This window comes from Nocardia sp. NBC_00416, assembly GCF_036032445.1.
GTDB lineage: Bacteria > Actinomycetota > Actinomycetes > Mycobacteriales > Mycobacteriaceae > Nocardia.
The window spans coordinates 3,341,723-3,363,409 of record NZ_CP107932.1; the positions used below are offsets into that span (position 1 = coordinate 3,341,723).

General features: G+C 69.2%; 19 protein-coding genes. 2 read left to right on the top strand and 17 right to left on the bottom strand.

All coding sequences use genetic code 11. From position 1 onward, the window contains the following. Nucleotides 1-120 precede the first annotated feature (120 nt). From dprA to OG804_RS14085, 10 genes are all read right to left on the bottom strand, one after another. Complete coding sequence (gene dprA / locus OG804_RS14040; protein ID WP_328397608.1) at nt 121-1,311, bottom strand: DNA-processing protein DprA; 1,191 nt, start codon at nt 1,309-1,311, stop codon at nt 121-123. Continuing rightward, entirely contained in the window at nt 1,308-2,819 is a 1,512-nt protein-coding gene (locus tag OG804_RS14045; RefSeq protein ID WP_328397610.1) for a YifB family Mg chelatase-like AAA ATPase, read from the bottom strand. Before OG804_RS14045 ends, dprA begins: the two co-directional genes overlap by 4 nt. Next, nucleotides 2,819-3,175 carry a YraN family protein gene (locus tag OG804_RS14050; protein WP_328397612.1) on the bottom strand — a complete coding sequence of 119 codons (357 nt, stop codon included), beginning with the start codon at nt 3,173-3,175 and terminating at the stop codon, nt 2,819-2,821. The genes OG804_RS14045 and OG804_RS14050 overlap by 1 nt, the downstream gene beginning before the upstream one ends. Before the next feature lie 139 nt (nt 3,176-3,314). Then, nucleotides 3,315-3,620: a DUF2469 domain-containing protein gene (locus tag OG804_RS14055; protein WP_011210678.1), complete on the bottom strand. Its 306-nt coding sequence runs from the start codon at nt 3,618-3,620 to the stop codon at nt 3,315-3,317. 137 nt (nt 3,621-3,757) lie between these two features. Further along, complete coding sequence (locus tag OG804_RS14060) at nt 3,758-4,507, bottom strand: ribonuclease HII (protein WP_328397614.1); 750 nt, start codon at nt 4,505-4,507, stop codon at nt 3,758-3,760. 151 nt (nt 4,508-4,658) lie between these two features. Beyond that, nucleotides 4,659-5,441, bottom strand: coding sequence for a signal peptidase I (lepB, locus tag OG804_RS14065; RefSeq protein WP_442941826.1), 783 nt, complete (start codon nt 5,439-5,441; stop codon nt 4,659-4,661). 113 nt (nt 5,442-5,554) lie between these two features. After that, nucleotides 5,555-5,896, bottom strand: a complete 342-nt coding sequence (gene rplS / locus OG804_RS14070; RefSeq protein ID WP_030521783.1) for a 50S ribosomal protein L19 — start codon at nt 5,894-5,896, stop codon at nt 5,555-5,557. 122 nt (nt 5,897-6,018) lie between these two features. Beyond that, a complete protein-coding gene (locus OG804_RS14075) occupies nt 6,019-6,951 on the bottom strand; it encodes a hypothetical protein (protein WP_328397618.1) in 933 nt (310 codons plus the stop codon). A gap of 24 nt (nt 6,952-6,975) precedes the next feature. Then, complete coding sequence (locus tag OG804_RS14080) at nt 6,976-9,438, bottom strand: Tex family protein (RefSeq protein ID WP_328398390.1); 2,463 nt, start codon at nt 9,436-9,438, stop codon at nt 6,976-6,978. Nucleotides 9,439-9,554: 116 nt separating this feature from the next. Further along, nucleotides 9,555-11,174: an AMP-binding protein gene (locus tag OG804_RS14085; RefSeq protein WP_328397619.1), complete on the bottom strand. Its 1,620-nt coding sequence runs from the start codon at nt 11,172-11,174 to the stop codon at nt 9,555-9,557. A gap of 89 nt (nt 11,175-11,263) precedes the next feature. Here OG804_RS14085 and OG804_RS14090 point away from each other — a divergent pair, with 89 nt between their 5' ends. After that, nucleotides 11,264-12,118, top strand: coding sequence for a helix-turn-helix transcriptional regulator (locus OG804_RS14090; protein WP_328397621.1), 855 nt, complete (start codon nt 11,264-11,266; stop codon nt 12,116-12,118). Between the two features lie 101 nt (nt 12,119-12,219). Here OG804_RS14090 and trmD read toward each other — a convergent pair whose 3' ends face one another. Genes trmD through rpsP form a run of 4 tightly spaced genes read right to left on the bottom strand, consistent with a single transcriptional unit; the run spans nt 12,220 to nt 14,127 of the window. After that, nucleotides 12,220-12,906: a tRNA (guanosine(37)-N1)-methyltransferase TrmD gene (gene trmD / locus OG804_RS14095; protein WP_328397623.1), complete on the bottom strand. Its 687-nt coding sequence runs from the start codon at nt 12,904-12,906 to the stop codon at nt 12,220-12,222. A gap of 13 nt (nt 12,907-12,919) precedes the next feature. Beyond that, the gene (rimM, locus tag OG804_RS14100) at nt 12,920-13,444 is read right to left on the bottom strand and encodes a ribosome maturation factor RimM (protein WP_328397625.1); all 525 of its coding nucleotides are present in this window, start codon (nt 13,442-13,444) and stop codon (nt 12,920-12,922) included. Further along, entirely contained in the window at nt 13,445-13,687 is a 243-nt protein-coding gene (locus tag OG804_RS14105) for an RNA-binding protein (RefSeq protein WP_030521790.1), read from the bottom strand. Then, complete coding sequence (rpsP, locus tag OG804_RS14110) at nt 13,687-14,127, bottom strand: 30S ribosomal protein S16 (protein WP_328397629.1); 441 nt, start codon at nt 14,125-14,127, stop codon at nt 13,687-13,689. Before rpsP ends, OG804_RS14105 begins: the two co-directional genes overlap by 1 nt. Before the next feature lie 342 nt (nt 14,128-14,469). Here rpsP and OG804_RS14115 point away from each other — a divergent pair, with 342 nt between their 5' ends. Next, entirely contained in the window at nt 14,470-16,350 is a 1,881-nt protein-coding gene (locus OG804_RS14115) for a vWA domain-containing protein (protein WP_442941828.1), read from the top strand. A gap of 164 nt (nt 16,351-16,514) precedes the next feature. Here the strand turns inward: OG804_RS14115 and ffh are convergent, their stop codons facing one another. The 3 genes from ffh to OG804_RS14130 all read right to left on the bottom strand — a co-directional run bounded on the left by ffh (nt 16,515) and on the right by OG804_RS14130 (nt 21,598). Then, on the bottom strand, nt 16,515-18,080 hold the full coding sequence (ffh, locus tag OG804_RS14120) for a signal recognition particle protein (RefSeq protein ID WP_328397631.1): 1,566 nt from the start codon (nt 18,078-18,080) through the stop codon (nt 16,515-16,517). Between the two features lie 593 nt (nt 18,081-18,673). Next, nucleotides 18,674-19,000, bottom strand: a complete 327-nt coding sequence (locus OG804_RS14125) for a hypothetical protein (RefSeq protein ID WP_328397632.1) — start codon at nt 18,998-19,000, stop codon at nt 18,674-18,676. Nucleotides 19,001-19,126: 126 nt separating this feature from the next. Continuing rightward, nucleotides 19,127-21,598 carry a [protein-PII] uridylyltransferase gene (locus tag OG804_RS14130; RefSeq protein ID WP_442941829.1) on the bottom strand — a complete coding sequence of 824 codons (2,472 nt, stop codon included), beginning with the start codon at nt 21,596-21,598 and terminating at the stop codon, nt 19,127-19,129. Nucleotides 21,599-21,687: the final 89 nt, after the last annotated feature.

A 21,687-nucleotide genomic window follows, 5' to 3' on the forward strand; every position in this document is an offset into this window, starting at 1 on the left:
CCCGTGCGAACCAGCAGGCAGCGGCATTCCAGCCGAAGGAGGCCGGGCGGGTACCGGCCGCGTTCGCGGACCCGAGGGCGGCGTAGCCCTCCAGCATCTTCGCCGCGGCGGGCAGCCTCCTCACCCGTGACGTTCGCGGCTCGTTTCCAGCCGACGCCAGCCGCCGCCACCGCTCGCGGCGCGCCCCGCCAGGTCCAGCGCTACAAGGGCCGCGCGCACCTCCGCCGGCGACAAGCCGGTCGCGGCGCAGATCTCGTGCGGCCACCTCCCTCCGGTATCGGGAAGGACGGCCAGCACCCGGGTCTCTTCGTCACGAAGTTCCCGCGCACCCGGCACGTCGGCTCCCGCGATCAGCGGCAGGTGCAGGGGTGTGGTTTCGGCGATGACCTCCTGCGCGCAGGTGACCAGAACGGCTTCACCGTCACGGATCATCCGGTGGCAGCCGGCCGAGGCGGCCGAATCCACCGACCCCGGCACCGCCAATGCCGGTCGGCCGATCCGGCGCGCCCACTTCACTGTGTTGCGAGCACCGCTGCGCATCCCGGCCTCGATCACCAATACCCCGTCGGAGAGGGCCGCGATCAGCCGATTCCTGGCCAGGAAGTGATGCTTGCGCGCGTCCGTCCCGGGCGGGTACTCGCTGACCACCAGACCGGTCTCGGCGATCCGGGCGAGGAGACGATCGTGCTGCGCCGGGTACGGCCGGTCGGGGCCGCAGGCCAAGACCGCGATGGTGGCCCCGCCGACCGCGAGCGCCGCCCGGTGCGCCATCCCGTCGATGCCGAATGCCGCACCGGAGACGACGGTCCAGCCGTGGACCGCCAGATCGCCGGCCACCGCCCCGGCCACCCGGTCGCCGTATCCGGTGCTGCACCGGGCGCCGACCACCGCGAGCGACCGCTCGGTGAGTTCGGCCAGATTCCGGTCGCCGCGGACCCAGAACACCAGCGGCACCGCGCCATCGGGGTCGCGGCCCGGCGTCAGCTGGGCGAGCCCCAGCATCCGCCAGGCCGGCCATTCGGCGCAGTCCGGGGTCACGAGGCGGCCACCGAGGGCACGGATGGTCTCCAGGTCCCGCGCGGCCAGATCGAGTTCGCGGCGACGCTCGGTCGCGGCGCGCAGAATCGGGGGCAGCGACCGTTCGCGCACCGCCCGCGCCGCCTCCCGCACGCCGACGGAATCGATCAGGGCGGTGAGCGCCGGACACGGCCCCAGCACCACTCGGGACAGGTAGGCCCAGGCGAGCTGCCGCTCCTCGCTCTCGCCGGCGGCCCCCTGCGCCACCGGCGATCCGATACCGCCGGGATTCACCGAGGACTCCGCTGCCGGAAATCGAGCGCCTGCATCACATCCTGCGCGCTGGGTTCCGCGCCGCCGCGCAGATCGCAGACCGTCCAGGCGACCCGCAGCGCGCGATCGGCGCCCCGCGCCGAGATCCGGCCCAGCCGCAGCGCGGCTTCCACCGGGGCCGTGGTCTCCCGCGGCAGCGGGAATCGCCTGCGGAGCGCATACCCGGGCACCTCGGCGTTGGTCACCCAGCCGTTCTCGCGCCAGCGGGCGGCGGCCGCGGCTCGCGCGGCCGTCACCCGGCCGCGGACGGTCGCGCTGTCCTCCGCCACCTCCGACGTCAGCCCGGCGCCCGACATCGGGTGCATCTGCAACCAGATATCGATCCGATCCATCAGCGGGCCGGACAGTTTGCCCAGGTATCGGCGCCTGGCCAGCGGGGCACAGATGCAGTCCACATCGCGGGCCGGAGCGCAGGGGCAGGGATTCGCGGCGAGAACGAGCTGGAAGCGGGCCGGATACCGGGCGACCCCGTCGCGACGCGCGATCCGAACCTCGCCCTCCTCCAGCGGAGTCCGCATCGCCTCGAGCACTTTCGCGCCGATTTCGGCACATTCGTCGAGGAACAGCACTCCGCGATGCGCGCGACTCACCGCCCCGGGCCGCGCCGACCCCGATCCGCCTCCGACCATCGCGCTCACCGACGTCGAATGGTGCGGTGCGACGAACGGCGGCGTCGTGATCAATGGCTGGTCGTCGGAGAGCGTGCCGGCCACCGAATGGATGGCGGTGACCTCCAGCGCCTCGTTGTCCGCGAGCGGGGGCAGCACTCCGGGCAGCCGCTGCGCGAGCATGGTTTTCCCTATTCCGGGCGCTCCGGTCAGCAGCAGGTGGTGCCCACCCGCGGCCGCGACCTCCAGCGCCCATCGAGCCTCGTGCTGCCCGGCGACATCCCGCAGATCCCCGCTCACCGAAATGTGCCGCGTCGGGGGGAACCCTGCGAATTCGACCAGTTCCGCCTCACCGCGCAGCCAGTCGAGTGTGGCGCGCAGGGTGGGCGCCCCCAATACCCGGATACCGGCCACCAGACCCGCTTCCGGCAGGGCTTCCTCGGGCACCACCACCGTTTTCCGGCCCGCTCGTCGTGCCGCGAGCACCGCGGGCAGGATTCCCCGGACTCGCCGCAACCGACCGTCCAGGGCCAGTTCACCCAGCAGGACCGTGCCGGCCAGGCGCGCCGAGGGCACGATATCGGCGGCATCCAGGACCGCCACGGCCAGTGCGAGGTCGTAGACGGATCCGACCTTGGGCAGCGTGGCCGGGGACAGCGCGAGGATCACGCGACCGTCCGGCCATTTCTCGCCGGTATTGGCGACGGCCGCCCGGACCCGGTCCCGGGATTCCTGTAGCGAGGCGTCCGGCAGACCCACCAGATGCACCGACGGGAGCCCCTGCCCGATATCGGCCTCGATTTCCACGACCTGACCGTCGATACCGCGCACCGCGATCGAACAGGCACGTCCGAGCGGCATCAGAACACCGCCTGAAGATGGTCGATCACCGGTTCGCCGGTACGCGAGACGAGCACGGATACCACGTCGAAGCGTATCCGCCGCCAGGGACCGTCCTGTTCGGTGAGCCAGAGCAGCGCCAGGCGGCGGATACGCTGCCGCTTCTGGTAGGTGACGGCTTCGGCCGGTATCCCGTAGCCGAGGCCCGATCTGGTTTTCACCTCGACGAACGCGGTCACTTCCGCGTCGCGAACCACCAGATCCAGTTCGCCGTACCGGCAGCGCCAGTTCCGGCAGACGATTTCCATCCCGGCGGCCTGCAGATAGCGCGCCGCCAGGTCCTCCCCTTGTGCGCCGAGCGCAGTGTTGTGTCCCACCCGTCCAGCATCGGGCCCGCGTATGCGGGGTCGATGGTTCCGAACTGCGGAAACAACCGCCCTGTGGACAACTCGGGACCTGTGGACGATTCCCCCCGCGCCGGGATCAGCCTGGTCGCGCACTACCCGGTGCGACGGCTCATTCGGGCAGGCGCAGGTCCGGCTTCTCCAGCTCTTCGATGTTGACGTCCTTGAAGGTGATCACCCGGACGTGTTTCACGAAGCGCGCGGGCCGGTACATATCCCACACCCACGCGTCGCTCATCCGTACTTCGAAGTACACCTCGCCGTCGGCGTTCTGCGGTCGCAGCTCTACCGAGTTGGCCAGATAGAAGCGGCGTTCGGTTTCCACCACGTACGAGAACTGACCGACGATGTCCTTGTACTCCCGGTACAGCGAGAGCTCCATCTCGGTTTCGTATTTCTCGAGGTCCTCGGCACTCATCGGGTGGAACGTCCTCCTTCTCGCCGCCTTGCGTCTGTTGACATCATCGCTCATCCTGCCCGGGTGTGTCACCGTGGGCTGTACCGCGCACCGGCGCGGCGAGCCGGTGACCGGTCCGGATCACGTCGTGGGCCCGGTCAGGCCGCGCCGCCGGTGCCGACCGGTACTTCCGCGAGCGACTCTTCCACCTCGGACACCGGAGTGCCGCATTCCCGGACCGTGCGCCACGATCGGCGATGTTCCGGGCACGGTCCGAGCTGCCGCAGCGCTTCCAGATGCCGGGTGGTGTTGTAGCCCTTGTGTTCGGCGAACCCGTAGCCCGGCCGACGCTGATCGAGTTCGACCATCATCCGGTCCCGGGTGACCTTGGCCAGCACGCTGGCCGCCGCTATACAGGCCGCCGTCGCGTCACCACCGATCACCGGCAGTGACGGCACGGGAAGTCCCGGTACCCGGAAGCCGTCGGTGAGCACATAGCCCGGTGCGCACTCCAGACCCGCGACCGCACGGCGCATGCCCTCGATATTGGCGACATGGATGCCGATGGCGTCGATCTCCGCGGCGGGAATCACCACCACCTTCCAGGCCAGCGCCAGCCGTTTGATCACCGGGAACAGCGACTCCCGGGCCGCCTCGGTCAGTTTCTTGGAGTCGTCGAGCCCGGCGAGCGCGGTGGACGCCTTGGGCGCCAGCACGCACGCGGCGACGACCAGCGGCCCGGCGCTCGGCCCCCGACCGGCCTCGTCGACACCCGCGACCGGCCCCAGACCGCTACGTATCAACGCGGAATCGAGCGTTCGCAGGCCCGCGGCCTTACGCATCACCGCACGCGGCGGCCAACTGCTGACTCGCGCCGCGCCGACGCCGGCACGATTACTTCGTGTCACTGGCCACCTCGCGACAGATGATCGGAACCACGCGCCGATTATCGCGCACCGGATCGAGTGCGGCCCAGGTAGGCCCGGTCACGGTCGCTGTGGCTGCTGCCGGCCGTCGCGAGCCCGCCGAGCGGACTCGGCGAACGGTGACTGTTCACACCTATTGCGGATTCTGCGCGGACACCGGACCGATCCGCCCCGGCGGCCAGATCTTGAACACCGCTTTACCGCGGACATTTTCGATGGGTACCGTGCCCTGCAGATCGTCACCGACGTGGGCGCGCGAATCCCGGGATTCGTTGCGGTTGTCTCCCATCACCCAGAGATGCCCCTCGGGAACGAGTACGGGCCCGAACACCCGGCCCACCGGATAGGCCGCGTTCTGCTGACCCGGCACCCAGGGGTAGTCGTCCGCGACGTAGGGCTCGTCCAGCGGTTTCCCGTCGACCATGACCCGGCCCTGTTCGTCACAGCATTCCACCGTCTGACCGCCGACCGCGATCACGCGTTTCACCAGGTCGTTCTCATCTGGCGGTACCAGGCCGAAGAACGCGAAGAAGTTCTGGATACCCCGAACGGCGGGGTTGTCGGAGCGGATGGACTGGTAGTGGTCGTTCCACGACGGCGGGCCCACGAACACGACCACATCGCCGGGTTTCGGGTCGCTCCAGTAGTAACTCACCTTCTGCACGTAGATCCGGTCGCCGGTGCAGCCGGCACAGCCGTGCAGGGTGGGTTCCATCGACTGAGAGGGGATGACATAGGGCCGACCGACGAAGGTGACCATGAGGGCCGCGATGATCGCGGCGATCACCAGCAGGATGGGGAGTTCCTGCCAGAACGGCCGCTGCCGCTTCGTCTTCACCTGCTTGCGCGCACGACGTCTTCTCGGCGGCTCGCCCCTGGAATCGGATCCCGAAACCGACCAACTCTCATCTGCCACGCGAACAGCGTAGCCCGGTGCCACAACGGATCCGTGGCACCGGGCTACATAGGCTGTACGCCGAGTTCACCGACGTGCACCGGGGCGCACGCGGGCGGGCGATCAGCGGCAGGTCAGCGCTTTTCTTTGATCTTGGCGGCCTTACCGCGCAGCTCCCGCAGGTAGTACAGCTTGGCGCGGCGGACATCACCGCGGGTCACCACATCGATGTGGTCGATGGTGGGGCTGTGCACCGGGAAAGTACGCTCCACGCCGACACCGAACGACACCTTGCGCACGGTGAAGGTCTCGCGGATACCACCGCCCTGGCGCCGGATGACGACGCCCTTGAAGACCTGGATACGTTCTTTGGAGCCCTCGATGACCTTCACATGCACATTGAGGGTGTCGCCCGGACGGAAATCGGGGACATCGCTGCGCAGCGAACTCTCGTCGACGAAATCAAGGGTGTTCATGATCATCCTTCTGATGGTCGCGCGAACAGAGGAACCTGGCGGCGCGGATGCTCGACCGGTTCGTGCTCCGAATGTGGGATGCGCCCGGGCAGCGCCCAGGGCAACCTGTGCATTGTGCCAGATCAGCGATCAATTTCCGAAACCGGCCCCGGTCGGCCGGCGGGCTCCGCGGGTTCGTCGGGCCGATCATGCGGCCACAGGTGCAGATCCTGCAGCAGCGGGTGGTGCCGGGGTGGGGCGGGCGGAGCCGGCACCACCCGCCGCGCCAGTTCCGCCTCCGCCGCCGACCGCGCGTGATCGACATCCGGGCTTCCGGCGATCAGATCCTGGACGAAGATCTTGACCCGGATCACCGGGCGCCGGTAGCGGCGTTCCCGCACGATCGATCGGTACATGAGACGCCGGCGGCTCCCGTAGCGCCAGCGCGCCCAGGGGGCGCCGGGCCGGCTCAGTCGTAAGGCCCCCACCACCAGCAGCGGCAGGAAGAACATCCCGAACAGCCCGGTCCAGATCTTGCCCTTGGCGATGACCACGGCGGCCAGCGCCAGATTGACCACGGCGAACCCGACAACGAGCACACGCGTCTCGAATCCGGGCTGGTGACGCATCCCGTTGATCTCGAGCAGCCACAACGGGTGGAATCCGAGCAGCAGCAGGCCGGTGACCGCGAGGGCCACGAACACCGCGTCGACCGAGGTCCGGCCCTGCTTCTCCCAGTACACGTCGCGCAGGTAGTACAGGAGCGCGAACTCGTCGAGCACGAGCGCCGCCCCGACGCCGAAAGCCGCCGCCAGCCCCGACGCCACCGCCGGACCGCTGTCGCCGCCCCCGGCGATCATCCCGATACCGGAGATCAGTACCAGCACCACACCGAACACCATGTGGTGGATGTGCACCCCGCCGGATTTCAGGTTGCCGGGCCACCAGCGCACCTGGGCCCGGATCAACCGGACACTGACCCGGATCACCAGGAATCCGACGATGAACCCGAAAAGAAAGCAGAGCAGCGGGAGCCGGCCCGCGGCGATCACGTCCTCGGACAGCCACTGCCGCATACCGGCCCCGCTTCAGCTCGTGGATTACTTTCCGAAGCCCGCCCGCCGCAGCGCGTCGGCCATGGCACCGTTCGCAGGTGCATTATCGCGCCGACCGTCCCGGCCCTGTCCGCGATTTCGCGCCTGACCACTCCCGCGGCCGTCGCCGTTGCCTTGACCGCCACCGCGTCCGCCGCCCTGACCATTGCCGGCGCCTTGACCGTTGCCCTGGCCGCCGCGGTTCTTCCCGCTCCGGCTCTGACCGCCGCGCTCGGCGCCACCGGCCCGAGCCGCACCGTCGCGACCGTTCTGACCGCGGCCGCGATCTCCGGGCGCGGGCCGTTCCGGTTTCCCCGCACCCGGCTCGTCGTCCAATCGCAGCGACAACCCGATTCGCTGGCGGGCGACATCGACCTCCAGCACTTTCACCTTGACCACGTCGCCGGATTTGACCACTTCGCGGGGATCGCGCACGAAATTCCGCGACATCGCCGAGACGTGCACCAGGCCGTCCTGGTGGACACCCACGTCGACGAAGGCGCCGAAGGCGGCGACATTGGTGACGACGCCTTCCAGCACCATCCCCGGTTCCAGATCGGCCACCTTCTCGATGCCCGCCGCGAATTCCGCGGTCTTGAACTCCGGGCGCGGATCGCGGCCGGGTTTCTCCAGCTCGCTGATGATGTCGGTCACCGTGGGTACACCGAACTTCTCATCCGTGAAATCGGTGGGGCGCAGGGTGCGCAAGACCGCGGCGTTGCCGATGACCTCGGCGATACCGCTGCTGGTCGAATCCAGGATCCGGCGCACCACCGGATAGGCCTCGGGGTGCACGGCCGAGGTATCGAGCGGATCGTCGCCACCGCGGATACGCAGGAAGCCCGCGCACTGCTCGAACGCCTTGGGACCCAGGCGCGGCACGTCCAGCAGGGCGGTGCGGCTGTGGAAGGGGCCGTTCTGATCGCGGTGGGCCACGATGCTCTCGGCCACCGATCCGGTGATGCCCGAGACCCGGGACAGCAGCGGAACCGACGCCGTGTTCACATCGACCCCGACCGCGTTCACGGCGTCCTCCACCACCGCGCCCAGCGACCGGGCCAACAGTGTTTCCGAGACATCGTGCTGGTACTGCCCGACCCCGATCGATTTCGGTTCGATCTTGACCAGTTCGGCCAGCGGGTCCTGCAGCCGACGGGCGATGGAGACCGCGCCGCGCAGCGAGACATCCATCTCGGGAAGTTCCTGCGTGGCGTAGGCCGAGGCCGAGTACACCGACGCCCCCGCCTCGGAGACCACGATCTTGGTCGGCTTGTTCTCCGGGATCCGCTCGACGAGTTGCGCGGCCAGCGCGTCGGTCTCCCGGGAGGCGGTGCCGTTGCCGATGGCGATGAGCTCGACCCCGAACCGCTCGACCAGGGCGCCGAGCACCGCCAGTGATTTCTCGGTCTGGTTCTGTGGTTTGTGCGGGTAGATGACCTCGGTCGCCACGGCCTTGCCGGTCCCGTCCACCACGGCGACCTTGACACCGGTGCGGTAGCCCGGGTCCAAGCCCATGGTGGTGCGGGTCCCGGCCGGCGCGGCCAGCAGCAGATCGCGCAGATTGGCGGCGAATACATCGACCGCGTCGCGTTCGGCGGCCTGCCGCAACCGCATCCGGGTGTCGATGACCAAACTGACCTGCAGTTTCGTTCGCCAGGCCCAGCGGACAGTGTCCAGCAGCCAGCTATCGGCCGCGCGGCCCGCCGCCGCGATCGAGAAGCGTTGCGCGATCCGGGCCTCGTAGACGCTGCGTTCGCCGGGCGCGAGCTCGGAATCGGCGGGTTCGGGGTCGAGGTGCAGGCTGAGCACCTCTTCCTTCTCGCCGCGCAGCAGCGCCAGGATGCGGTGCGAGGGCAGACTCACGAATTCCTCACCGAATTCGAAGTAGTCGGCGAACTTCGACCCGGCCTCTTCCTTACCCGCCCGGACGGTGGCGGTGACGCGTCCCCGATTCCACATGAGTTCGCGGAGTTCGCCCACGAGATCGGCGTCTTCGGCGAAACGTTCGACCAGGATGGCGCGCGCGCCCTCGAGCTGTTCGGCGGAATACGCGGCCGGATCGGTGTCCGGATCGCCGAACAGCGCGTCCGCCACGGGTTCGTGCCCGGCCTCACGCGCGATCTGGGCCTTGGTGCGGCGCTTGGGTTTAAAGGGCAGGTAGATGTCCTCGAGCCGGGCCTTGGTCTCGGCCAGCAGCAACTGCCGGTGCAGGGCGTCGTCGAGTTTTCCCTGGCCGCGAATGGATTCGACGATCGTCGCGCGGCGTTCGTCGAGTTCGCGCAGGTAGTGCAGGCGCTCCTCGAGCGTACGCAACTGGGCGTCGTCGAGACCGTCGGTGACCTCTTTGCGGTAACGCGCGATGAAAGGCACGGTCGACCCGGCGTCCAACAGCTCGACGGCAGCCCGGACCTGGTTCTCCCGCACCGCGAGTTCGTCGGCGATGCGACGGCTGACCGAAGCGGACACCACCGGGCCGGGTCCGGTTGCGGGGGTCGAGTCGGTGGGGACGGTTTCGGGACTCGAGGTCTCTGGCGCTGTCGTCACCTCCCGCACACTACAGTCGCCGGGTGACAGCCGGGCCGCACCTATCCGGCGTCACCGCCCTGCTGCCGGAGCAGGAACCGCTGCACCTTGCCGCTGGGGGTCTTGGGCAGCGCGGAAACGAAATGCACCCGGCGTGGATAGGCGTGCGCGGCGAACTTCTCCTTCACCAGAGACTGCAGTTCCGTTGTCAGTGCCTCGGTTCCGGCGGTGTCCTCGCGCAGCACCACGAATGCTTCCAGCACCTCGCCGCGCAACGGGTCCGGGACGCCGACGACGGCGGCTTCGGCCACCTCGTCGTGCAGTACCAGGACGCTTTCGACCTCGAACGGGCCGATCCGGTAGCCGGCCATGATGATGACGTCGTCGTCACGGGCGGAGAAGTGGAAGAAGCCGTCGCTGTCACGCGAACCGGCGTCGCCGGTCAGATACCAGCGGCCGTCGGAGGTGTAGCGCTGCGCTGTTCGTTCGGGTGCGTCCAGGTAGCCGAGGAACCACAGCAGTGCGCTGCGTTCGGCGTCGATGGCGATCCGGCCCAGTTGCCCGGCCGGCGCCTCGGTATCGGCGTCGTCGGCCAGCACCGCGCATTCCCAGCCCGGCAACGACCGGCCCATGGAACCGGCGGGTGCGGCCGCGTCCAGGTCCTCGTGCCACGCATTGCAGACGACCATTCCGTGTTCGGTCTGCCCGTAGTGGTCGCGGACCGCCACACCGAGCTGGTCCGCCGACCAGGCCACCACCTCCGGTGTCAGCGGCTCGCCCGCCGAGGAGGCTCGGCGCAGCCGGACCGGGTTCCCGGGCGCGGCCGCGCGCAGCGCCCGGTAGACGGTCGGCGCGGCGGCGAGATTGGTGACCCCGAATCGTTCCAGCACCTGCCAGGTCAGCGCCGGGGAGAATCCGGCGTGCAGCAGCAGGCTGCGGGTTCCGGATACCAGTGGTCCGAGAATCGCGTAGTAGAGGCCGTACGCCCAGCCCGGATCGGCAGCGTTCCAGAAGACGTCATCGGGGCGGACATCGAGAGCGAACTCCTGATAGGCGTGGAACGAGGCGAGCGCCCGCACCGGTATGGGCACGCCTTTCGGTGCGCCGGTGGTGCCGCTGGTGAACAACTGGACCAGCAGCCCGTCGCCGCCGACCGCCATCGGCGGTTCGGTATCGCCGACCGGTAGCTCGTCCATCCGTATCGCACCCGGAACGGCAGTATCGCCGGTGACGACGATCCGCCACGGCGGGTCGTCGGGCATATCGCCCCCCGGCGCCAGTTTGCCCGCCTGGTCGGGGTCGGCGATCACGATCGCCGCCCCGGCGGCCTGTAGCCGGAATGCGATGGCGGGTGCGGCGAATGCCGTGAACAGGGGTACATGCACCGCGCCGCGCCGCCAGATACCCAGCAGCACCACCACCAGATCGACCGATTTCGACATCAGCGTCGCGACCTGATCGCCCGGCTCCACGCCGAGTCCGGCCAGGGCGGCGGCGAAACGTTGCGACCGCTCCCGCAGCTCTCCGTAGGTGAGGTCGACGGCCGACAGATCGCTCTCGATCACAGTGAACGCGACCGCGTCGGCCGGATGCCGGTCACACAGCAGGTCCGCCGCGCTCGCGTCGACGCGGTCGTAGGAGTCCAGCAGCTCACGCACCCGTTCGTTCGGGTCGGCACCCATCTCGCATCTCCTCGTTCGTCCAGCCGGTGTTGCCATAGGATGTAGGTCACACCTGGTTCGGCACTACCCCCGAAAAGGGGTGAACATCCATGACCACTCCCCCGTCGCTGCTGCGCCCGCGCGACGGTGACGCACTGCGCGCCGAGATCCGCCGGCTGTCGACCGTCACCGGTGTGCCGGTCGTGTTCGGTGGCGAAGTGAATGCCGATACCCTGCGGCTGACCGAATTCTCCGGGTTGCGGACCAACGGGTTGCGCGGGCTGTCGGTGACGCGGGCGTCGGGGCTGGGCGGCCGAGTGGTCGACTCGCGACGTCCGGCCTCGGTCTCCGACTACCGCAGCGCACTCTCGATCACCCATCACTACGACGGCCCGGTACTCGGCGAGGGGATCCGATCGGTTGTCGCGGTGCCGGTGGTGGTGGCCGATCGGTCACGCGCGGTGCTCTACGCGGCGACCCGCGGCACGGGTCCGATCGGCGACCGCACCGCCGACGCGCTGGTGCAGGCGAGCCGCCGGCTCGCCGCCGAGATCGGGGTCCGCGACGAGGTGGATCGACGGTTGCGTCTGCTGGACGCCGCCGCCCCGCCCCGGGCGGCCGACGGTGTGCTGGCCGCGGAATTGTGTGCCGTCCAGGCCGATCTGCGCGCCATCGCGGAAGCCGCCGGCGACGCGCGGATGCGCGACAGATTGCAGGCGGTCGGCGACCGGCTGACCCGGGCTCTGTCCGGCGCGGGCGCGCCGGACGCGCCCACACTGTCGCCCCGGGAGATCGATGTGCTGCTGCAGGTGGCCCTCGGCTGTTCCAATCAGGATGCCGCGCAACGGCTCTCACTCGGCGCCGAAACGGTCAAGAGTTATCTGCGCAGCGCCATGCACAAGCTCGACGCCCATTCCCGGCACGAGGCCGTGGCCACCGCCCGCCGCCTCGGCGTGATCCCCTGACGCCCGCACGAGATTTCACGCACACCGGACGCCCGCACCGGTGCCCCGGCAACTCCGCGACGATCCCCGTCACTGGCCCCACGACCGCGGCCGCACCGAGCTCAGTCGTTGTCCGGCAACAGATCCGGCCGCCGTTCGCGGGTGCGGATCAGGGATTGTTCGCGACGCCAGGCCTCGACCCGGGCATGGTCGCCGGACAGCAGGATCGGCGGCACCTCGAGCCCCCGCCAACTCACCGGCCGGGTGTAGCTGGGACCTTCGAGCAAGCCGTCGGAGAACGAATCCTGTTCGTGGGACTGTTGATTGCCGAGGACACCCGGGAGCAACCGGACCACCGCCTCGGTCACCACCAGCACCGCGGCCTCGCCGCCGATCAGCACGTAGTCGCCGATACTGACCTCTTCGACGCGGACCCGGCGCGCCGCATCGTCGAACACCCGCTGATCGATCCCCTCGTAGCGGCCGCAGGCGAACACCAGATGCCGCTCCCCGGACCAGCGCTGAGCGGTCGCCTGGGTGAACGGCACCCCGGCGGGCGTCGGGACCACGAGCAGGGCGTCGTCCGGGCACACCTCATCGAGTGCGGCGCCCCAGACGGCCGGTTTCATCACCATGCCGGGACCACCGCCGTACGGGGAATCGTCGACGGATTTGTGCACGTCATGGGTCCAGTGCCGCAGATCGTGGATATCGACCGAGATCAGGCCCTTGTCGATGGCCTTGCCCAGCAGCGCGGTGCGCAGCGGGTCCAGGTATTCCGGGAAGATGGTGACCACGTCGATCCTCATGACGCCGTCCACCTCATTGCGGATCCAGCAGGCCTTCGGGCGGGTCGATCACGATCAGCCGGTCGGCGATCGAAACCGTCGGCACGATGGCGGTGACGAAAGGGACGAGGATCTCCCGGCCGCCGTCGGCGGCGCGGATCGAGAGCAGTTCCCCGGCCGCCGAATGCAGGACCTCGGTCACGGTGCCCACCAGGGTTTCATCGGTGAGTTCGACGCGCAGACCCTCGAGTTCGTGGTCGTAGTACTCGTCGGGATCCTGCGAAGGCCCGAGATCTGCGGTGTCCACCAGGAACAGCGTGCCGCGCAGCGCGTCGGCGGCGGTCCGATCGGTGACGCCGGCCAGTTGCACCAGGAGCCGGCCGGAATGTTCCCGGGCCGACTCCACGGTGAAATCACGGACCTGGGCCGAGCGCGCCGCCCGCCCGCGCAGATTCACGCCGGGTGCGAAACGCGCCTCCGGTTCGTCGGTGCGTACCTCGACGACCAGTTCGCCGCGCACGCCGTGCGAGCGGGCGACCCGGCCCACCACGAGTTCCATCTACTGGTCGGTGTCGACCACGTCGACCCGGATACCCCGCCCGCCGATACCGGCGACCAGGGTGCGCAGCGCGGTCGCGGTGCGCCCGCCACGGCCGATGACCTTGCCCAGGTCGTCGGGGTGGACGTGCACCTCGACGGTGCGGCCGCGCCGGCCGGTGATCAACTCGACGCGGACGTCATCGGGATTGGCGACGATACCGCGAACCAGATGTTCCACGGCATCGGCGACGACGACGCTCATTACTCGGCGGCTTCGGTGGACTCAGCGGCGGACTCGTCGCCTTCCTTGTCCTTCTTGGCCTTCTTCTTCGGGGTCACGGCCTCGGCGGACGGCTCGTTCTCGGCGGCGGCCAGCGCGGCGTTGAACAGGTCCAGCTTCGACGGCTTGGGCGCGGCGACCTTCAGGGTGCCCTCGGTGCCCGGCAGGCCCTTGAACTTCTGCCAGTCGCCGGTGATCTCCAGCAGCCGCTGGACGGGTTCGGTCGGCTGCGCGCCGACACCCAGCCAGTACTGCGCCCGCTCCGAATCGATCTCGATCAGCGAGGGCTCTTCCTTGGGGTGGTACAGGCCGATGGACTCGATGGCCCGGCCGTCACGGCGGGTGCGGGCGTCCGCGACGACAATGCGGTACTGCGGGTTGCGGATCTTGCCCAAACGGGTGAGTTTGATGCGAACAGCCATCTGCTGATCTGCCTTTCCTAGTGGTCACGGCGCAATTCAGCGACTCACGCGGTATCGCGAGCCCGGTTTTGCGATGAAGTGTGTGACCGCCGCGCGGTACGGAACCGGAGACGGGCTGACACTGTCCAGACGGACGGTCGCCCATTGTGCCAGACGGCCCGCCCGCTCCGGAAATCACCCGCCTCCCGCGCAGCGCCGGACCCGGAATCTCAGGCCCATGCGATCGGCGCTCGTCCCGGCCGCGGGGAGTTCATGCGGGTGGCGCTCGGCCGGGGGGCTGCGTAGCGTCCGATCCGTCGCGTTGTGCGTAATGCGGCGGAGTCGAATGGGAGTACCGACCACGTGTCATTCTTGAACAGAGTTCTGGCCACCACCGCGGCGGGGGTGATCGGTCTCCTACCGGCCGCCGCTCCCGCTCTCGCACAGCAGGCACCGCAGCAGGGGACGGAGTACGCGCCGACGATGCTGGTGCTGGATGCGTCGGGTTCGATGCTGGCGCCCGACCCCAGCGGCGGCACCAAGATGGACGCGGCGAAGAACGCGGTCCGCAGTTTCGTCACCGCCGCGCCGAGCGCGGCGAAGGTCGGCCTCACCGCATACGGCACGTCGACCGGGTCCTCGGACGCGGAGAAGGCCGCCGGCTGCCAGGACGTCAAGGTGCTGCACCCGGCCGAAACCATCGATAAACCGGCCTTGACGGCGGCGTCGGACCAGATCGTGCCCAGCGGCTACACCCCGATCGGCGCCTCGCTGCGGACAGCGGCCGCGGCGCTGCCGCCAGCGGGACCCCGCTCGATCGTGCTGGTCTCCGACGGGCTCGACACCTGCGCACCGCCGGACCCGTGCGATGTCGCGCGGGAGCTGAGCGCGCAGGGCGCCGAGATCGTCGTGCACGCCATCGGCTTCGGCGTGGACGACCCCTCGCGTGCACAACTGACCTGTATCGCGCAGACCACCGGCGGCACCTATACCGACGCCGCCGACGGCAAAACCCTCGAACAGGTGTTGCCCCGGGTCAGCGCTGTCGCCCTACGGACCTATGCCGCGACCGGGACGCCCATAACGGGTGCTTCGGGCTACCGGGACGCTCCGGTCGCCACCCCGGGCCAGTACTTGGACGTCCTCGACCGGAAGAAACCCCAGTACTACGCCGTCGATGTACCCGACGGCGGGACCGCGTATTTCACCGGGACCATCTCGTTCCCGCGCAAGGACGACTCCCTCAGCTCGAACGACAGACTCGAACTGAGGGTCTACGGCGCCGACGGCCAGGATTGCCATACCCAGGAGCAGGAGCTGGGCACCCGGACGGGCGACGGGGTCGCACTGACGGTGGGCAGTGTCTGGACGGGCGCTGCCGAACCCGGCTCCGGCAGCTCGGAGACGGATAAATGCCGGGGTGGCGGACGCTACTACTTCGCGCTGGAATGGGCCTTGGCCTCGGCTAACGCACCGGCGCGCCTGCCGGTGGAGCTGTCCGTCGGGGTGGAGCCCGCGGTCACCGACCCGGGTCCCGCGGCCGGGCAGGCCGGGGTGGAGTTCACCGCACCCACTTCACCGGCCGCGGCCGTCGTGGGCGGCGGGTCGTTCAATGTCGCCGCGGACCTGCCCGGGAGCGGCCGTTACTCCGATACCGTGCAGCGTGGCGAGTTCGTCTTCTACCGGGTGAAACTGGATTGGGGTCAGGGACTGTCCTACCGGGTGCGGTTCGCGCAGACCCCGGAGCGGGGCAGTGAGTACACCTCCAACATCGCCACCTCGCTGTACAACCCCTACCGCGCGGAAATCGACTCCGACACCATGGCCTACACCGGCACCGAACAGGTGTTGCCGACCTTCGACCCGGCGATATCGACCGCGCCGATCCGGTATCTCAATCGCGAGGCCTCCGACAGCCGGTACGCCGATCAGGCCGTGGCCGGCTGGTACTACATCGCGGTCAAACTGAGCCCGACGGAGAAGGTCGCCCCGGTGCCCATCGAGTTGGAAGTCGATATCGCCGGCGAACCGGAGCCCGGGCCGACCTATGCGGGCAACACCGCGAGTGACGACACCTTCGGCGGAGATTCCAAGCCCCTCGCCTCGGGCGATTCGAGTGATCAGCCCGACGGCACCGCCGAGGGGATCTCGACGGTCGTCGGAATCGCGGTGGGGGTCGTCGCCGTCGTCCTCATCGTCGCCGTGGCGCTGGTCGTGTTGCTGATGCGCCGCCGCACACGCTGACAGCATCCGGGCACCGACTCCTGCTGTAGGCGGGAGCCGGTGCCCGGACCTGGGTGGCTATCTGTGGTGAGGCGGCCGGATCAGCATGAGCAGGTCGGTCCGGACACGAGCCGCGCGTGGGCCGGATCGGCCGTCCGAGGCCGCCGCTCCCGCACGCCGGCGGGTTACTTGTCGGGGAACTTGAACTTGGAGAGATCGAAGTTCTCCAAGCCGGGCGGCAGCTGATCGAGCCCGGGCGGCATACCCGACAGATCCGGCATACCGCCTCCGCCGCCGGGCAGGCCGGGCATCCCGGGGAAACCACCGCGCATCTTGGGCTGGGTGGGCCCGCGCCCGCCCTTCTTGCCCTTCTTGCCCTTCTGCTTCTTGTTGCGGCGGTTGGCGCCGGGCATACCCATCTGCCGGCCCATCATGGTCATCATCTTCCGGGCCTCGAAGAACCGGTCGACCAGCTGGTTGACGTCGGATACCTGCACACCCGAACCGTTGGCGATGCGCAGCCGCCGGGACGCGTTGATGATCTTCGGGTTGTCCCGTTCGGCCGGAGTCATACCGCGGATGATCGCCTGGACCCGGTCGAGCTGCTTATCGTCGACCTGCGCGAGCGCATCCTTCATCTGACCGGCGCCGGGGAGCATTCCGAGCAGGTTCCCGATGGGGCCCATCTTGCGGATGGCCAGCATCTGGTCGAGGAAGTCCTCGAGGGTCAGCTCACCGCTGCCGATCTTGCGTGCGGCCTCCTCGGCCTGCTGCGCGTCGTAGACCTGTTCGGCCTGTTCGATGAGGGTGAGCACATCGCCCATACCGAGGATGCGGCTGGCCATCCGGTCGGGATGGAAAACGTCGAAATCCTCGAGCTTCTCGCCGGTGGAGGCGAACATGATCGGCGCGCCCGTCACGTTGCGCACGCTCAGCGCCGCGCCACCGCGGGCGTCGCCGTCGAGTTTGGTCAACACCACGCCGGTGAAGCCCACGCCGTCGCGGAAAGCCTCGGCGGTGGAGACCGCGTCCTGGCCGATCATGGCGTCGAGAACGAACAGGGTTTCGTCGGGGTTCACCGCGTCGCGGATCCCGGCGGCCTGCGCCATGAGTTCGGCGTCGATGCCGAGCCGACCGGCCGTATCGACGATCACCACGTCGTATTGTTTGGCCCGCGCTTCGGCGATACCGGATTCGGCGACGGCCACCGGGTCGGCCGCGGTGATGCCGAGTGCGTTCGCACCGCCACCGATCGAGGTGCCGGGATGCGGTGCGAAGACCGGGACACCGGCGCGTTCACCGACCACCTGCAACTGGGTGACAGCGCCGGGGCGCTGCAGATCACAGGCCACCAGCAGCGGCTGATGTCCCTGGTCGCGCAGCCATTTGGCGAGCTTCCCGGCCAGCGTGGTCTTACCGGCGCCCTGCAGGCCGGCCAGCATGATCACGGTGGGCGGCGTCTTCGCGAGGGTCAGCCGCCGGGTCTCGCCGCCCAGGATCCCGACGAGTTCCTCGTTGACGATCTTGACGACCTGCTGCGCCGGATTGAGCGCCCCGGAGACCTCCGCGCCCTTGGCCCGTTCCTTGATCTTGGCGATGAAACCGCGGACCACGGGCAGCGCGACGTCGGCTTCCAGCAGTGCCAGGCGGATCTCCCGGCAGGTGGCGTCGATATCGGCCGGCGACAGGCGTCCCTTACCGCGAAGATCCTTGAGGGCACCGGTCAACCGGTCGGATAGGGATTCGAACACCTGGCGCGCTCCTGATCTCGAGTGACGTCACTGAGTCCCAGGGTAATGGGCGTCCCAGAGTAGCGGGCGGCCCGGCGGGCCCGCGGCCCGCACCGGACTGCTCGCCCGGATCACCGGAGATCACCGCCGGACGGACGGCCCGCAATCAGGACCCGCCCAGTTCCGGAGCGCGCGACATGCGATCGGTCCAGAGATCGGCGACCTGTCAGCAACTACAGCGTCGCGGGCCTATCCAGCTGCACCGGCTCCCCTGCCCCAGATCGTCCACCCTCACGGTTGGGCCCCCGGTTCTGGAGCGAAAGAGTGCCGCGACCGAGCGCGTGCGCACCGCCGTCAATAAATCGGCGGCCATCGAGCACTGACGAAGTCGTCAACCTACCCACGCCGGCCAAGGCGCACATCCGCCCACACCTCTTCCACTCCGGACAGTCCACCCCCGAGGTCGGGGCCCGCCCCGGTTCTGGAGCGACCAGAGGAAGGGAGCGCAGCGACCGACCGGCGGGAGTGAAGAACCGGGGTTGACGAGGGCCCCGACCCGCCCCGCCGGAGGCGGGGCAATAGATACAGACCCAACCCGCCGGAGGCGGGGCAATTCAACACGACCCGGAGGTGTCGCCGATGAACTCGTCGGAGAATCCGCGGCTGTAGTCGTGCTGTTCCACGGCAACCAGATAGGCTGCCTCGCGCCCGGTGAGGCCGAGTTCGCGGGACAGGGTGTCCAGGCGCGACCAGTCGTCATCGGGCGGTAGCCCGTTGGTCGCTACAGCGGCGGCCACGGTCATCGCGGCCATCGCCTGGGGTTCGGTGAGTGTGCGTCCCGGCAACCAGGACACCACCCAGTAGGCGTCACCGACACATCGGGCGATGTGCGGTGTCATATCGCTGGTCATGATCGACGAGGTCACCACTTGGATTGCCACCGACCTGCTCCCCTCATGAGCGCGACAGCTGACCTCCCGAATCGTAGGGGTCCGATCCGCGACCACCACCGACCTGTCAGCAACCGGTGAGCAATCGACGCGCAACGGTGACCTTCGCTTCGAACGCTAGTTCTGGTCCGGCTCCGGCGGTTTGCGCGGCGCCGGTCGCGGAACCACTGCGAGGATCGCCGATTCGATCTCCGCGCGCCAGTCCGGACCGGTCCGCTCGCCCAGCTCTACGCAGAAGGCGTCCACCACGAACGACCCCATTGTCACGACCTTCGCCCAGCGCACATCGGCACCCGTACCGGCCAGCACGGCGGCGAGCCGGCAGAGCAGGCCGATCCGGTCCTCGGCCCGCAACTGCAGGATCAGCTGCCCGGGATCCGCCGTCTCGGCCCATAACAACCGGGGCTCGGCCTGCGCGTATCGCGCGGCGCCCAGTGCGTCCCGTTCCCGGTCGGCCAGCACCGCCCGCACGTCCAGATCACCGGCGACGGCTCGTTTGATCTCCTGCCGCAGCAGACCCGCGTCCGGTGGACCGCCGAAAGTCGGTGTCACGACGAAGGTGTTGACCGCCGATTCCCCCGTCGCGCCGACCGATGCCGACAGCACCCGCAGTGAATGCAGAGCCAGCACTCCCGCGGTGTTCGACAGCAGACCCGGCGTGTCCGGGGCGACGACAGTGACGATATGGGTGTATTTTCCGTCGCCCGGCGTCAATTCGACGTGCACGCCGCCGCGCGCGGCGCGGGCCAGCAATTCCTCGGGGATGGGTTCGGGTTCGGGAAGTTCCTCGCCCGCCATCACCGTGCGGCACCGGCGGACCAGTTCCCCGATCAGCGTCGCCTTCCACTCGCCCCAGACACCGGGCCCCGTGGCCAGCGAATCCGCCTCGGCGAGCGCGTGCAGCAGTTCGAGCCGCCGCGGATCGTGGTCGAGCGCGTCCACCACGTGCTGCACCGTGGCCGGATCGTCGATATCGCGGTGGGTGGCGATATCGGGCAGCAGGAGGTGGTGGCGTACGAGCGCGCTGAGAACCTCGACATCCGACGGCCACAACCCCATTCGGCGGCCGATCTGGGTGGCGAGTTCGGCGCCCACCGCACAGTGGTCCTCGACGCGGCCCTTGCCGATATCGTGCAGCAGCGCGCCGAGCGCCAGCAGGTCCGGGCGCGACACCTGGGTGCTCAGCGCGCTCGCGTACGCGACCGTCTCCACCGAGTGCCGGTCCACTGTCCACACGTGCACCGCGTCGCGCGGGGGCAGATCGCGGACCGCGCCCCATTCCGGGAGCAGCCGCCCCCACAGACCGGTCCGGTCCAGGGCCTCCACCGCATCGATCACTCCGCGCCCCGAACCGAGCAGCACCAGCAGATCGTTCAATGCGTCCTTGGGCCAGGGTTCGCGGAGTTCGGGGGCGTCTTCGGACAACCTGTTCAATGTCGTGGCCGACATCGGCAGCCCGGTCTGCGCGGAGGCCGCGGCGACCCGCAGCACCAGCCCCGGATCCCGCTGTGGCCGGGAATCGCGGGCCAGCACCACTTCTCCGGCGTGCTCGACCACACCCTCGTCCAGCGGGCGCCGCACCGGCATCCGGCGGAGCCGGGCCAGACCGCGGCGCGGCAGCGCGTTACCCGCGGTGCGCAATCCGACGTCCACCGAGTAGCCGACCGTGCGCGCGGCGTCGCTCAGCGTGCGGGCCAGATCGAATCGGTCGCCGATCCGCAGGGCGGCCCCGATCTCGTCGGCGTCCTGGGCGCGCAACTGGTCGCGGGCCCGGCCCGCCACCCGGTGCAGTTCGGTGCGCACGTCCAGTAGCCGCCGGTGTGCCTGGTCCAGTCCGCCGCCCGGCGCGTCCGGTCCCAAACCCGGCATGGCATCGGTGAGCTGGGCGATGGCGAGCGCGTCGAGCAGCTGGATATCGCGTAATCCGCCGCGGCCGTTCTTCAGGTCGGGCTCACTGCGGTGCGCGACCTGCCCGCTGCGTTCCCATCGGGCGCGGACACCGGTGACCAGTTCGTCGAAGCGCCCCCGGATACCGCTGCGCCAGTCCTTGCGGATACCGGCGATCACCCGGTCACTGAGTTCGGAGTTGCCGACGATGTGACGGGCGTCGAGCATGCCGAGCGCGGCGACCAGATCATCGGAGGCGACCTTCAGCGCGTGCGGCACCGTGCGCACGCTGTGGTCGAGTTTGATGTGTGCGTCCCACAGCGGATACCAGAGCCGGTCGGCTATCTCGGCGACCCGTTTCGGATCCATGTCCTCGTGCAGCAGCACCAGGTCCAGATCGGAGTACGGCAGCATCTCGCGACGTCCCAGGCCGCCCACGGCCATGATCGCCAGGCCGCTGTCCGGCGTGATCCCGACCTCGGCGCCCTTGCTCGTGAGCCACAGTTCGTACAGATCGACCAGGGCCGCGCGCAGCGATTCGGCATCCAGTCGTGGATTCCGGGGCGCACCGCCGCCCAGCAGCTGATCTCGGGCACGAACCAGATCGGCGGCACCGTGGGACAGTGCGGCCGCTTTCCCGGGCCGCTCACCGCCCGCCCGTTCGGGCTCCCGTTCCTGCCGGTTCTCACCCAACGAAACCACCACCCGTTCACGCGGGCGACCCCGCCCCGACCGGTGACCGGTGGGAGCGGGGCCGCTTGTTGTCGTTTACACCCGCTTGTCGCGACGAA

Bases quoted from the DNA above. Each gene is read 5' to 3' on its own strand.
- OG804_RS14045 (WP_328397610.1), bottom strand. From the start codon at position 2,819: ATGCCGCTCGGACGTGCCTGTTCGATCGCGGTGCGCGGTATCGACGGT.
- OG804_RS14055 (WP_011210678.1), bottom strand. From the start codon at position 3,620: ATGAGTGCCGAGGACCTCGAGAAATACGAAACCGAGATGGAGCTCTCG.
- rplS (WP_030521783.1), bottom strand. From the start codon at position 5,896: ATGAACACCCTTGATTTCGTCGACGAGAGTTCGCTGCGCAGCGATGTC.
- OG804_RS14075 (WP_328397618.1), bottom strand. From the start codon at position 6,951: ATGCGGCAGTGGCTGTCCGAGGACGTGATCGCCGCGGGCCGGCTCCCG.
- OG804_RS14085 (WP_328397619.1), bottom strand. From the start codon at position 11,174: ATGGGTGCCGACCCGAACGAACGGGTGCGTGAGCTGCTGGACTCCTAC.
- OG804_RS14090 (WP_328397621.1), top strand. From the start codon at position 11,264: ATGACCACTCCCCCGTCGCTGCTGCGCCCGCGCGACGGTGACGCACTG.
- trmD (WP_328397623.1), bottom strand. From the start codon at position 12,906: ATGAGGATCGACGTGGTCACCATCTTCCCGGAATACCTGGACCCGCTG.
- rimM (WP_328397625.1), bottom strand. From the start codon at position 13,444: ATGGAACTCGTGGTGGGCCGGGTCGCCCGCTCGCACGGCGTGCGCGGC.
- OG804_RS14105 (WP_030521790.1), bottom strand. From the start codon at position 13,687: ATGAGCGTCGTCGTCGCCGATGCCGTGGAACATCTGGTTCGCGGTATC.
- rpsP (WP_328397629.1), bottom strand. From the start codon at position 14,127: ATGGCTGTTCGCATCAAACTCACCCGTTTGGGCAAGATCCGCAACCCG.